General features: G+C 61.2%; 13 protein-coding genes and 1 pseudogene. 11 read left to right on the top strand and 3 right to left on the bottom strand.

The genetic code is table 11. The annotated features are described in order from the left end of the window. Nucleotides 1-274, bottom strand: a 274-nt coding sequence (locus tag NKI63_RS29905; RefSeq protein WP_352493553.1) for a LysR family transcriptional regulator, incomplete at its 3' end; no start/stop codon positions are given. Between the two features lie 127 nt (nt 275-401). On the opposite strand from NKI63_RS29905, the gene NKI63_RS29900 reads away from it, so the two are divergent. The 9 genes and pseudogenes from NKI63_RS29900 to NKI63_RS29860 all read left to right on the top strand — a co-directional run bounded on the left by NKI63_RS29900 (nt 402) and on the right by NKI63_RS29860 (nt 9,635). After that, nucleotides 402-1,934, top strand: a complete 1,533-nt coding sequence (locus tag NKI63_RS29900) for an ATP-binding cassette domain-containing protein (RefSeq protein ID WP_051409767.1) — start codon at nt 402-404, stop codon at nt 1,932-1,934. After that, nucleotides 1,931-2,935 carry an ABC transporter permease gene (locus tag NKI63_RS29895; protein ID WP_023722448.1) on the top strand — a complete coding sequence of 335 codons (1,005 nt, stop codon included), beginning with the start codon at nt 1,931-1,933 and terminating at the stop codon, nt 2,933-2,935. The genes NKI63_RS29900 and NKI63_RS29895 overlap by 4 nt, the downstream gene beginning before the upstream one ends. A 22-nt stretch (nt 2,936-2,957) precedes the next feature. Continuing rightward, complete coding sequence (locus NKI63_RS29890) at nt 2,958-3,920, top strand: substrate-binding domain-containing protein (RefSeq protein WP_023722447.1); 963 nt, start codon at nt 2,958-2,960, stop codon at nt 3,918-3,920. Nucleotides 3,921-3,984: 64 nt separating this feature from the next. Then, the gene (locus NKI63_RS29885) at nt 3,985-4,878 is read left to right on the top strand and encodes an amidohydrolase family protein (RefSeq protein ID WP_031195132.1); all 894 of its coding nucleotides are present in this window, start codon (nt 3,985-3,987) and stop codon (nt 4,876-4,878) included. Between the two features lie 35 nt (nt 4,879-4,913). Next, nucleotides 4,914-5,666: an SDR family NAD(P)-dependent oxidoreductase gene (locus NKI63_RS29880; protein WP_023722445.1), complete on the top strand. Its 753-nt coding sequence runs from the start codon at nt 4,914-4,916 to the stop codon at nt 5,664-5,666. Nucleotides 5,667-5,685: 19 nt separating this feature from the next. After that, nucleotides 5,686-6,525, top strand: a complete 840-nt coding sequence (locus NKI63_RS29875; protein ID WP_156948304.1) for a transketolase — start codon at nt 5,686-5,688, stop codon at nt 6,523-6,525. Continuing rightward, nucleotides 6,522-7,544, top strand: coding sequence for a transketolase family protein (locus NKI63_RS29870; RefSeq protein ID WP_502896265.1), 1,023 nt, complete (start codon nt 6,522-6,524; stop codon nt 7,542-7,544). Before NKI63_RS29875 ends, NKI63_RS29870 begins: the two co-directional genes overlap by 4 nt. A 437-nt stretch (nt 7,545-7,981) precedes the next feature. Then, nucleotides 7,982-8,125, top strand: a pseudogene (locus NKI63_RS29865) (IS5/IS1182 family transposase); the annotation flags it as partial. Nucleotides 8,126-9,119: 994 nt separating this feature from the next. After that, nucleotides 9,120-9,635 (top strand): hypothetical protein, encoded by a 516-nt coding sequence (locus NKI63_RS29860; RefSeq protein ID WP_245278754.1) that lies wholly within the window; start codon nt 9,120-9,122, stop codon nt 9,633-9,635. Here the strand turns inward: NKI63_RS29860 and NKI63_RS29855 are convergent. Further along, a complete protein-coding gene (locus NKI63_RS29855) occupies nt 9,629-9,907 on the bottom strand; it encodes a hypothetical protein (protein ID WP_023722441.1) in 279 nt (92 codons plus the stop codon). The genes NKI63_RS29860 and NKI63_RS29855 overlap by 7 nt on opposite strands. 313 nt (nt 9,908-10,220) lie before the next feature. Here NKI63_RS29855 and NKI63_RS29850 point away from each other — a divergent pair, with 313 nt between their 5' ends. Together NKI63_RS29850 and NKI63_RS29845 are read left to right on the top strand one after the other, a co-directional pair. After that, the gene (locus NKI63_RS29850) at nt 10,221-10,502 is read left to right on the top strand and encodes a hypothetical protein (RefSeq protein WP_023722439.1); all 282 of its coding nucleotides are present in this window, start codon (nt 10,221-10,223) and stop codon (nt 10,500-10,502) included. Nucleotides 10,503-10,681: 179 nt separating this feature from the next. Further along, nucleotides 10,682-10,870, top strand: a complete 189-nt coding sequence (locus NKI63_RS29845; RefSeq protein ID WP_023722438.1) for a hypothetical protein — start codon at nt 10,682-10,684, stop codon at nt 10,868-10,870. A gap of 7 nt (nt 10,871-10,877) precedes the next feature. On the opposite strand, the gene NKI63_RS29840 is transcribed toward NKI63_RS29845, so the two are convergent. Next, nucleotides 10,878-12,548, bottom strand: a complete 1,671-nt coding sequence (locus NKI63_RS29840) for an SGNH/GDSL hydrolase family protein (RefSeq protein WP_352469343.1) — start codon at nt 12,546-12,548, stop codon at nt 10,878-10,880. Nucleotides 12,549-12,672: the final 124 nt, after the last annotated feature.

The following is a 12,672-nucleotide window of genomic DNA, read 5'->3' as shown; positions in this document are numbered from 1 at the left end:
GACTGACGCGCAGGCTAAGCTGGAAGCTTTCGCGCTGCCGCACAATGGCATTACGCACCTCGCGTATGGATTCGAAAGCCTGGGTGGTGGTCTGGAAGAGCCGCTCACCGTCGATCGTGAGCGAGAGATGGCGCTTTTCGCGCTGAAAAAGCCGGACCCCGAGTTGGTGTTCGAGCAGCCGCAGCTGCTGGCTGACCGCCGAAGGTGTCACCTGCAATTCCTGCGCGGCCTTTGCCACGCCGCCGAGCCGCGCGACCGCCTCGAAATGCGTCATCGAATTGAACTTGATGTCTGACATCGTCCTCGTCAGTTAAGCTCAGCTACACAGAATATTAAGAAACGAGAATTGAGCCGAATGTCAATCGGTCGCATCATCCTGTGGTCTCGGGAGGAGATGCAGGATGGAACCGGGTTCAACCCAAAGCTTGGGTAGTGCCGGCAATGTGCCGGCAGTTGGACAGGCATCGACCAGGAAGCCCCTGATCGAGGCTTCCAACGTCAAGAAGAACTACGGCGCAACACGGGTCCTTCGGGGCGTGAGTTTTCAGGTCCGGCCTGGCGAAATCCACGCGCTCCTGGGCGGCAACGGCGCCGGCAAAAGCACCCTGATCCGCATCATCACCGGGCTGATCTCACGCGATGCCGGCGATATTAGCTTCGCCTCGTCGAAGGCCGGCCACACCAGCCCGATCATCGCGGTGGTGCATCAGGAGCTGGCGCTATTGCCCGAGCTGTCGGTCGCGGAAAACATCGGCATTGTGCATGCGAGGTCGGGCTGGTCGCAGATCAGCCGTCGCCGCATGCGCGAAACCGCGCTCGGAGCGCTCCGGCTGATTGACCCAGCGATCGGCGAAGAGATCATCGAGCTGCCGGCACGCAAATTGTCCCTCCACGAAGGCCAGATCGTCGAGATCGCTCGTGCCCTTTCCACCGGAGCCGAAGTGCTGCTTCTCGACGAGTCCACGGCCAATCTCACTGCCGGCGAGACGGCCAAACTCTTCTCGGTGCTAAAGCGGCTGGTGCGAGAAGAAGGCATTGGTATCGTCTTTGTTTCTCACCGGATGCGGGAAATTCGGGCGCTCTGCGATGTCTGCACGATCTTGCGCGATGGCGTCACGATCGCAAATGCCACGCCGCTTGCATCGCTCAGCGACGCGGACATCATCCAGCAGATGGGCCAACACGCGCAGCGTCCAGCAACCCACCGCAAACCGCAAAAGGGCCTCCGACAGAACGCACCGATCGAGCTGCTGGGCCCGGATGACGTCAGGATCGCGATTTCGTCCGGGACCATTTTGGGACTGGCCGGCGCACCGGCGGGCCCGACCGGGCTCATTGCTCCGCTTGTGGGTGCCGGGCCCGGAGCTGGCTGGCACCTTTCCGGCGAGGGTTTTGGGAACGGCTTCTCGTCCCCAGCGGCCGCGGCGCGGGCCGGTATCGGCTTTGTTTCGGGCGACCGCGCAACCAAAGGGATTCTTTCGCAGCTGCCCATCGTCGATAACGTGCTTGCAGCACGCAGGGTTCGCGAAAGGCGGCGGATCGTGGCCGCAGCCGAGCGTCAGGAATGTCACGATCTCGTTTCAGCGCTGAAGTTGAAAGCCAGCTCGATCTGGGACCTGCCGGCCTCGTTGTCGGGCGGCAACCAGCAGAAGCTTCTCGTCGCACGGTGGCTTGGGCTGCCGCTCCGGATGGTGGTGCTGGAAGAGCCGACGCGTGGCGTCGACATCGGCACCAAGCACGACATTTACGGTTTGATCCGGGAGATGGCCGACGCTGGCGCGATCATCATCTGGTGGTCGACCGAGAACGTCGAAATGCTCGAGCTTTGCGACGCCATTTTCGCCTTTGACACCGATGGGCGGCCAAAGGGATTCCTGCCTGAAGAGCACTTTACCGAAGAGGGGCTCGCCGAACTGACGGGGATGGCGGCATGACCGACGCAACCGACACCACCACCACCACGAAAAAACTCCGGACCACCACGTCGCGCGTCCCAGTGGTTCTTTTGTCCTACCGCACCGAAGCCGCGATTGCCGCTGCGATCGTCGTCCTGCTGCTGGCCGTCGGCATGTTCGTGCCCGCAGCACTCAGCATGGGCAATGTGCAAAACATCATCCAGGCCGCCGCGCCTCTCATAATCATGTCGCTCGGTGTTTTGCTGGTCGTCATCACCGGCGGAATCGATCTTTCGGTCGGTTCAGTCTTTTCCCTGACCGGAATGGTGACCGCGTTGGCGATGGCCAGTGGCGCTGACGGACTGACCGCGAGTGCTGCCGGCCTGGCGGTCGGCCTTGTGTTCGGCTCGATCAATGGCCTTCTGGTCACGGTTGTCGGGCTTGCGCCTTTCGTCGTCACGCTCATTACCTACGCGGTGGCGGGCAGCCTTGCCTTCATCGTCACCAATGGGCGTTCGATGCCGATGGGCGCCCCGGATTTCTGGCTCCTGAATTCCGGCGAGATCGTTCCCGGCATGCCCAACCATCTTCTATTCTGCATCTTCCTGATGGTCCTGCTGGAATACGCCTTGCGCAAGGTCGTCCTTGGACGCTGGTTCTATGCCGTCGGCTCATCGGCAATTGCTGCCCGGCTGCTCGGCATTCCGGTTCTGCGCATCAAGTTCGCGGCCTATGTCGCTTCAGGGCTGCTTGCCTCTTTCGCGGGACTGCTGACCGTCAGCTACATCCTCAACGCCGAAGCTACGGCAGGGGCGAGCCTGATGCTGCAGGCGATTGCCGCCGTGGTCATCGGCGGCGCCAGCCTCTTTGGCGGGACGGGCAGCGCGATCGGCGCCGTGCTGGGCGCGCTGATGATCACCTGCATCCAGAACGGCGTGAACCTCATTGGCGTGAACAGCTTCTGGCAAGGCTCAGTCACCGGCGCTGCAATCCTGCTCGCGGTTTTGATCGACCGCTTCAGCAACAAGAACCGCATCTAGATCATCAACGGGAGGAACCAAGATGAAAATGAAGACAATCCTGCTTGCAGCATTGGCGGCGGCCGCCTTGTCCAGCGCATCATACGCGCAGGACAAGAAGACCGTCGCCTACATCGCCCCATCGCTGGACATCTCCTACTGGCAATGGGTCGGCTACGGCGTCAAGGAGAAGGCCAACGAACTCGGCATGGATTATGTCGAGTACACCTCAGAAAACTCACCCGCCAAGCAGATGGACAATGCTCGGATCGCCGTGACCAAAGGCGTCGCGGCCATCGTGATCGGCCCCGTCAGCTCGACCTCGACACCGCCGCTGCTCGACTATCTGGCGAAGCAGAAAGTGCCGATCGCCTTCGCCGGCATCGGGCCGCAGCCGGGCCTCACCAACTATACGTCCTCGGTCACCGCGAACAACTATGAGACCGGCAAGGCGCAGGGGAAATTCACCTGCGAGCTTGCCAAGGAGCGTGGCGGCAACAAGGTTGGCATGCTGTCGCTGCCGCAGGACCGGGAGAATGCACAGAAATACCTCAAGGGCGCCAAGGAGGCGTTTGCCGCCGACGGCTGCGACCTCGTCCAGATGCTGGAAACGCGGGGTCTGACGATCAACGAGGCCGTCACCCAGGCAAACGACCTCTTGACCGCCAATCCCGACATCAAGGCCATCTACGGCATGTATGACGAAGCCGGCACCGGCGCCGCCAAGGTGGTCGAGACCCGGGGCCTCACCGGCAAGATCGGCATCACCGTGGCCGACGGCTCGCCGACCACGATCGCGCTGCTGAAGAAGGGAGCGATCCAGGGCATCTTCTTCCAGGAGGCGGTGGGACAGGGCATCGACGGAACCCAGCAGGTCTACAACGCACTGACGGGCGCACCGGTGACCCAGGACCTGGCCTTGGTCATGCCTCTTGTGACCGCCGACAAGGTCGAGAGTCCTGAGGCCAAGAGGGTCATCGCCCGCGTCTTTCCGCCGAGCAACTGACCGCCACCCAATGGACCCGCCGGCTTGGCCGGCGGGTCCAGACCTCGAGCAAGGAATCCCGACCGTGGCCGAGCTGCCGTTCATCGATCCGCACCATCATTTGTGGGATCTGGAGACCAATTATTATCCGTGGCTGACCGACGGGGTTAAGCCGTCGGCTTTCGGTGACTACGAGGCGATCCGCAAAAGCTACCTTCTCGACGACTACCTGGAAGACGCCAGGAACCAGACCCTGGTGAAATCGGTGCACTTGGACGTAGGGTTCGATCCCAGCGATCCGGTTGGGGAGACGCGCTGGCTGCAGGAGATCGCCAACAAGCGGGGCTTCCCCCACGGCATCGTCGGCTATGCCGACCTGTCCATACCCGATGTCGGCGACCTCCTCGACCGCCACATGGAATATCCGAACTTCCGCGGTATACGGCAGTCGATGAATTACCATCCTGACCCCGCCAAGACCTATCAGTCGCGTCCGGAGGTCAGCCGGACACCCGAATGGCGACGTGGCTTCCGGGAACTGGCGAAGCGCCGGTTGAGCTTCGACTTGCAGCTCTACTATCCGCAGATGGGCGAGTTTCTCGAGCTCGCGCTGGACTTCCCCGACGTCCAGATCATTCTCAATCACACCGGCATGCAGGTCGATGGCCCTGAGCATTTCGATGCTTGGAGAAAAGGCATGCATCAGTTGGCGCAAGCGCCGAACGTCGCCTGCAAGATCTCGGGTCTCGGCATGGGCGACTGGCGATGGACCGCTGCATCGATCCGTCCCTATGTCGAGGAAGCGTTCGGGGCGTTCGGGGTCGGCCGCTGCATGTTCGCGACGAACTTTCCGGTCGACAAGCTGTTTTCGAGCTTCGATGCGATCGTGAACGCCTTCAAGGAGATCACGCGAGGCTACACCCATGAGGAGCGGCTTGCGTTGTTCCACGACAACGCCGCCCGGTTCTACCGACTTTAGATCACCGGCAAAGAGAAATAGCAGGAGAGTTCGACATGTTGCTGAAGGGCAAGGCCGTGGTGATTTCAGGGGCCGCGAGCCCTCGGGGGATAGGCCGCTCCACGGCAACGCTGATGGCGGAGCAAGGCGCGCGCATTGCTATTCTTGACCTCGATGAGCAACAGGCCCGTGACGCCGCCGAGTCGCTTGGGCCCGAGCACATTGGCCTCGCCTGTAACGTCGCCGACCTCGATGCCTGCAAGAGGGCTGCTGCCGAAGTGGCCGAAGCCTTCGGCAAGGTCGACGTGCTGTGCAACATTGCCGGGATCACGCAGCCCGCAAAGACACTGGATATCGGCCCGGCTGACTGGGACCGCATGCTCGATGTCAACCTACGCGGCGTGCTCTATCTCAGCCAGGCATTCATCCCGAACATGCGCGAAAATGGCGGTGGCTCGATCATCTGCATGTCGTCGGTTTCGGCCCAGCGCGGCGGCGGCATCTTCGGTGGCCCGCACTATTCGGCTGCCAAGGCGGGTGTTCTGGGGCTTGCCAAGGCCATGGCGCGCGAATTCGGTCCCGAAGGCATCCGCGTCAACTGTGTCACACCGGGCCTGATCCAGACCGACATCACCGGCGGCAAACTGACCGAAGCCATGCGCGCCGACATCATCAAGGGAATCCCGCTCAGCCGGCTGGGGGATGCGCGCGACGTCGCTGGCGCCTATCTCTTTTTGGCGTCCGATCTGGCCAGCTACATCACCGGCGCCGTGATCGACGTCAACGGTGGGATGCTGATCCATGGCTGAGAGGATAACGGATCTTGAGATGCCTCGCGCTGGCAGCAATGTCAGCCTGGCCGAACGAGCCTATCGTATCCGCCGACATGCCGTGCGAATGGGCCAAGTCCAGGGCCAAGGTTATGTCGGACAGGCGCTGGGTGTCGCCGACGTGCTTGCCGTCGCCTATTTCCATGCGCTTCGCTACCGGCCGGAGGACACGTTGTGGGAGGGACGCGACCGCTTCCTGCTGTCGATCGGACACTATGCGATCGCGCTCTACGCGGCTCTGATCGAAGCGGGCGTGCTGCCGGAGGAAGAGCTCGAAACCTATGGCAGCGATGAAAGCCGTATGCCGATGTCGGGCATGGCGCCATACACGCCCGGCATGGAGATCACCGGCGGCTCGCTCGGTCACGGCCTTGGCATTGCCGTTGGCATGTGCATGGGGCTGACGCGCAAGCGAAGCGACAGTTTCGTCTACAATCTTTTGTCCGACGGCGAGCTCGGTGAGGGCTCGACCTGGGAAGCCGCGATGTCGGCCGCCCACCACAAGCTCGACAATCTCATTGCCATTGTCGACTTCAACAATCAGCAGGCCGATGGTCCGTCGACGGCCATGCTCTCCTCCGAACCGGTGACCGACAAGTTCGAGGCGTTCGGCTGGCATGCGCAGCGCGTCGACGGCAACGACATCGAGGCGGTCCGCAAGGCCTTCGACCTGGCGCGCGGCCTGAAGGAACCTCGTCCGCGTGTGATCGTTTGCGATACGCGCATGGCCAAGGGTGTGCCATTCCTGGAAACCCGCGACATCACGCATTTCATCCGCGTCGAACCGCATGAATGGGCGCTGGCGCTCGAAGCTTTGGAAAAGGGACGTCCGCGTTGAGGTTGTCAAAATTCGCGCCGCGCCACGCCGCCAATGCCGGTGAGCGCAAGACCACATCGGCGATGATCGCGTCGATCGCGCCCGATGGCGTACCGACACGCAATGCGCCGTTCGGGCACACACTGGCCAGACTGGCGCACCAGCGGCCCGGGATAGTTGGCCTGACGGCGGACCTCGCGAAATACACCGATCTCCATGTCTTCGCACAGGAGCATCCGGACCGCTTCTATCAGATGGGCATGGCGGAGCAGGTGCTGATGAGCGCCGCCGCCGGCCTGGCGCGGGAGGGCTTCACGCCTTTCGCGACGACCTATGCCGTCTTCGCATCGCGACGTGCCTACGATTTCATCTGCATGGCGATCGCCGAGGAGAAACTCAATGTGAAGATCGTCTGCGCCTTACCGGGGCTGACGACCGGCTACGGCCCCAGCCACCAGGCGACGGAGGACATCGCGATCTTCCGCGGGATGCCGAACCTGACGATCATCGACCCTTGCGACGCGCTCGACATCGAACAGGCCACGGAGGCGATCGCGGACTACAACGGGCCGGTCTACATGCGGCTTTTGCGCGGCAAGGTCCCTGTCGTGCTCGACGAGTACGATTACACATTCCAAATCGGCAAGGCACGCCTGTTGCGCGAGGGTGAGGATGTGCTGTTCATTTCAAGCGGCCTGATGACCATGCGCGCGCTGGAGGCGGCGAAGGCGCTTGAAGCCGACAGGATCGGCTGCGCCGTTCTGCACGTTCCGACGATCAAGCCTCTGGACACGGAGACGATACTTGCCGCGGCGCGCCGTCCGGGACGGCTAATGATAGTGACCGAGAACCACACCATCATCGGTGGGCTGGGCGAAGGTGTCGCCGCGCTGCTGATGCGGGAGGGAGTGGGCCCAGTCTTTCGGCAGATCGCCCTGCCGGACGAGTTCCTCGACGCTGGCGCGCTGCCGACGCTTCACGATCGCTACGGGATCTCAACTTCTGAGCTCGTGCGCCGCGTCCGCATTTGGAGCGAATGAGAAGTAAGAGCTCTCCCCATGCAACAGTTGAGTCATCGACTTGAACTGTGAGCTGGCTAACCCCGCCGCGGTTGTCGCGCTCGTCACAGCGTTGTGGACTAAGGACCTGGGCTTCCCTGATGCCTGTCAATCGGGCACATCCTGCGCGGCACTGATTGAGCACCGGCCTCCTGTTCAGATGCGGCTGGACGAGCTGTCTTCCAGTGGTAAGGAGAGAACTTCCTAGGATCTTGAACACACATCGAGGGCATTCGAGGACTTGGTGTCAGGCCCCCTGGTGCCGGTCTCCCGCGAGTTCGACGTAAGCAAGTTTCGGGATGTTGGCTCGTCTGTCCTTCGCGGCATATAGACCGGCGCGCGGCTCGCCTGTTCTCGGAACGGGTGTCACGGCACCGGTTTGGTCGAAGGGTTGGTGGCGCGAAGCGAAAGAAGCTGGCCGCAACTACCTCGCCCGCCAGCAGGGCGACGCCGTCTTGGCCGCCGCCGGCTACAACTTCTCGCTCCTGCTCCGGTGGCGGAAGGCTCTTTTGGGGCTACTCATCGCCGCCCTCAAAAGTCAGCCGAAGGAGCTCGAAGCCTGACGGCCGATTACGGACATCTGCTGTTCGAGCAGGCAATCCCGAGCGACAACGGTGTCGTTGACGAACTGCGGCCTCATTTCGAGTCCGCCCATCTCGACGCACGGGAAGTGTATCATCGTACATCAGGATCGACTTCCATCCTGCGCCAACGGGCCCAGACTCCGGTACCATGCAGGGGTGGAAAGCTCATCTTCGATCTGGCTCGCGATCCGGCTCGCGTTCGTGAGGTTTCTCTGCGCCACCGGTCGCCGGGCTGAAGCGTCAGGATATCGGCGAAGACGCGGCATCCTTGAGCGTCCAGCTTGGGCGCGAGCCAAAGAGTAAATTCGGACTCGCATCAATGTTACGATCGCAAGCGGTGACACTCGGTCCGCAGGCCCAACTTTGATCAATCGCGGCCGGGCGCCAATTCTTTCACCACAGGTCCGCGCGAGCGCGCGCATGCAGTGCCTCCCAGCATTTGTCGGCCGGCGAGCAACGAATTTGCCCTGCAGTGGATGACATTTAGCTGGCCAATCTGCTTGCGGTGATCGATGCGGGGGCAGCATTGTCGGGGTTTGCACGAAATCCGCGTCGCACTGAGCCGGCATCAGCCGCCCCGATCTCGCCAAGCAACAAGGACAGGCCCCACCTAACCCAAGGCCACCGAAGCGGCACGGACGTTCAGTCGATGTTTACCATTCGCTATTATCTTTCGCGAAGCGGCAAAGTTCTGAGTACCGCGCAAGTCAAAGGGCCTGCTCCACACAATGGGGCGGGCCTTTTTGCGTCACTTAGGAGAACGGACTCCAACGAATTGCCGGTTACCTGAAAAATAGGCCCCAGGCTGTGAAACGTCGTACGTGGCCGGGTTGTTGGTGCATCCGCAATCGGTTGGAAGGCAGGCCCCATTCTCGCGATACTCTGCCAGCGTCAGGGCTGGGCCAGCGGTAGGTTAGGGCGTCACGACCCGCAACATGGCGGCTTCATAGACGAACGAAACACGATTTCGTCCATGTTGTTTCGCTTCAAAAAGGCACCGTCCGGCAGTGCGAAGGACGTCCTGAGCATCTGCATTGGGAGAAATTTCCGCGCCTCCAATGCTGACAGTCACTTTCACGCCATGAGAGCGCGTTTAATTAAGTTGGGGTCAATTCGTGGCAGCAGGGTTCGTGCTATGAAGAAGGGACCGGTTCCCAACCGCGGCGAGGCACTTGCCTTCATCAGTGCCAGTCTCAAAGAACTGCAGGCACTGCGCGGCGGGTCTCGTGTATTGTCGCGTCGACTGACCAGTGCGCTTGATGCGCATGGTGGATGCGGTGGGTTCACCTGGGTGACCGCGAGCCCCATCGATGTTTCCTGGTCCAGGGAACCAAAACCTTTAACCGGTGCGAAGAAAAGGCATGACGTCGGCGCGAAAAAACAGCCGGACGGTTACTCCCTCCGCCAGATGCCGTTGATTTCATTAAACCTTTTGTCGGTATCTTCTTGCGGCCCCAATTTCGGCCCTAACGGACAGACTCGTCAGTGAGTCGTGGGGCTCGGGAACAGGAACTTGTACCCTTCCTTGAGAATCCACCGGGCGCGGGCGAGATGAGTTTCCCAGGCTCGGTGCGCCCGCTTCGGTTCCTTCTCGGGATCGATATGCAGCACAGTCCTGGCAACCACGCGCCAATCCTCGTCGTCATAGGCGGCGTCCAGCAGCCACATATACATGGCGACGCGTTTATTGTCGTATGGGGTGAGGTAGGGCTCGCTTGGCGCTTCGTCCGCGACCTCGGGATCCGGAAGCGGGCTGACCACTACGCCGCCTTCTTCGGGTCGCCGATGACGCGCGCCGGCAGATACGCTGGAGCCGGGGGCGGCAGCAAAAAATTGTTGTCAGCTGCAGTGCTCATGCGCGCAATATACATTGCGAATAGTGCCCATTCAACGCTGCGATCAAGATGGACGCGGCACGAGTCTTGCACGGCGCTCAACACGGCGAAGACCAAAGAAAACCGCGTGCGCTCCCTCGGCCATATCAATCGATTTTATCCGACGTGTCACATCCGCGTGATCTAGCGACACCTAATGAAAGCGGCTAAGGGGGACCGTGGTTTGGGGAAAAATTCTTATGAACAGCCAAAAAGACGCAGAGCGTATCCGTGCCGAAATGTCGATCGCACAGGCGATTTACGACGCCATTTGCGAGATGAACGGATCTTCGTACAGGCAAGACAAAGTACCTTTGCGGTGGGATACTTCGTCAGGCACACCGTTGAGCCTGATGAGTATTGACGGCTTTTTCGAATTGCGGGAACTGGCCCGGCGGATAGCGTCGAAGATCGACACGCCTGCGCTCATCAGTCTCAAAAGCCACACCGCGCAGCCGTCGAAAAAGATTGACTTCCACTAGGGTAGATTTGCCATCGCCGTGAAAAGGTTGCTCGAGATCACGTCGAGGATGGCATCCACCTGGCCCGTGGCGCGGTTGTCGCGCTGGTCGACGCCATCCGCGCCTGCGAGGTCGGTGACGCTTGCGCCGACCCAAGCACGCGCGCATTCTGCCCCGAACCAAAAACTGGGGAGGGCCGAATGTTCGAAATCGGAAGAGATTACCGCATCACCATGATTGTAGCGGTTCCGGGCGACTGGAGCGACGAAACTGGCGTCTGGACGGTCGCGGAAGTTGATGGGACGCTAGTGAAACTCACCAATCCCTACACCCCGGACACGATCATTAACACGGCGTCATGGCATTTCGTCCGCGCCGAGATTGTCTAGGCGCAACTTAGAAGTTGTCGAACAGCCCCGCCGCCATCATGCCGCCGATCAGGTCCTGTCCAAGATTGTTAGGGTGAGTTCCGTCTCCAGGACCCATCCAATGAACGTAGTTGAACTGGTTGATGATGAAGCGGCGGTACAGATCGACCACTGGCACCCTGTTTAGGGCGCAGACCTCAAGCATGGCGTTGGCGTAGTCGATCAGCTGGCTTCCGGCTCCTCCCGCAGTGCCGTCCAGCGTCCGCCATATCGGCGTCGTGAAGATGAGCTTCAGGTTCGGCCGGGCGGTCATGATCGTCTGGATGCCGTAGTTGATGGCTCCCTTGAAGGTCGCCCCGGTTATGTCCGCATTGGTGCCGATGGGGCACGTCGGGCCGGCGTCGGTGAAGTCGTTGGTGCCGAACGAGGGGATCAGGTAATCCAGCAGGCTGTAATCCACCGATGCCATGCGCGCTGCAATCGCTGGAAAGGTGCCTCCGATGAGCGTTGCTGCGGCTATCTGTTGGGAAAAATCACCGGAGGCAATGGCATCGGCCAGCCGGTAAAACGAGAACTTGTCATAGTTCGCAGCATGGTTGGCCATGCGGGTACCGCCGCCGCCGCAGTTGGTGATCGTCATGCCGGTGCGCTGGGCAATCTTGGCGGTCGGCGTGATGCCCGGCCAGATGACACTTTCGATGATGCTATCGCCGAAGTGCGCACCGATCTTGCCGGCGAACTGCGAGGCCGGCACGGAGGCAACGTCCTTGGCCAGTTTGTCAAACCGGCCATGGTTATCGATCAGCCGGCCCGGTGCCTTCTGGATGGCCCAGCCGAGAAGGTAGGCATCCGCGGCCAAGGCCCCTGTCGGAAGGATGCGGAGCTGGTGATTAAGGCCGTAGGCAACGTCGTTCTGGGTGACCACGATGGGCAGCGAAATATACGTCAGGCCATTGACCGTTTTGGTTATCTGAGCGGTCTGGGTCACCCCGGACGACACCGGAATGTATTGGATGAACTGGATGGACTGGGCACTCCCCGCCATGAAGGCGAAGATACACCAGACAGTTTCTCCCACCGTCAACCCTGCTTCGGCTACGGGCGTCTTGATGTCGTGCAGCGTGGCCGGCCGGCAGCTTGATGGCCTGGTGCCGAAGGGCGAGCCTGCCGGCGCGTTGACCAGAACAGGAGGAAACCCGCCAGCCGATGCTCCGATCAGGGGGTTGCCAGCATAGTCGTTGGTGACGCCGCTGGCCGCAATGCGGAAGAACGGGTCGATGTTAAGCTTCGGGTGCGCATCCTCCGCCACCATGGCCGCAGATTGGAGAGCCCCGCCGATGTAGGTCAGGCGTGACTTGGCCTTCTGGACAGCCCAGCCGAGCACGAACAGGCCATTCGCACCGACGCCGGCAGCGATGTTGAGCCGAACCAGCAGGCTCGTGCCAAACGTGACATCGTTCTGGGTCGGCGTGACGGTCAGCCCAACGCTCATGTAGCCCAGCCCGCCCGCCACTGCCGGGTTGACCGTGTTGCTCTCGTTGTGCGCCACCCCGGATGCCACCGCGATGCTGCCGATGATCTGAAGGCTTTGTGCGGCGATCAGATCAACGATGATTTCAACGGGTTCACCAACCCGCAGGCCGAGGTCGGCAGCGGACACTTTGAGGTCCAAAAGCGTCGCCCCGACCGACAGAGACAAGGCGCCACGCCTGTCGTTCAATTTTGGCGAGGTGATATTAACGGCTTCGTGTCGGCGAGGGTGCGGCATCCCGCAAAATAGGAATATATTCCGCATGCCGTTAAGGCAAATAGACTTCGTCCTG

The sequence above is a fragment of the Mesorhizobium sp. M0410 genome, from assembly GCF_040321435.1.
Taxonomy (GTDB): domain Bacteria; phylum Pseudomonadota; class Alphaproteobacteria; order Rhizobiales; family Rhizobiaceae; genus Mesorhizobium.
Note: the sequence above shows the minus strand (reverse complement) of the source record. Positions and strands in the feature narration are given on the sequence as shown.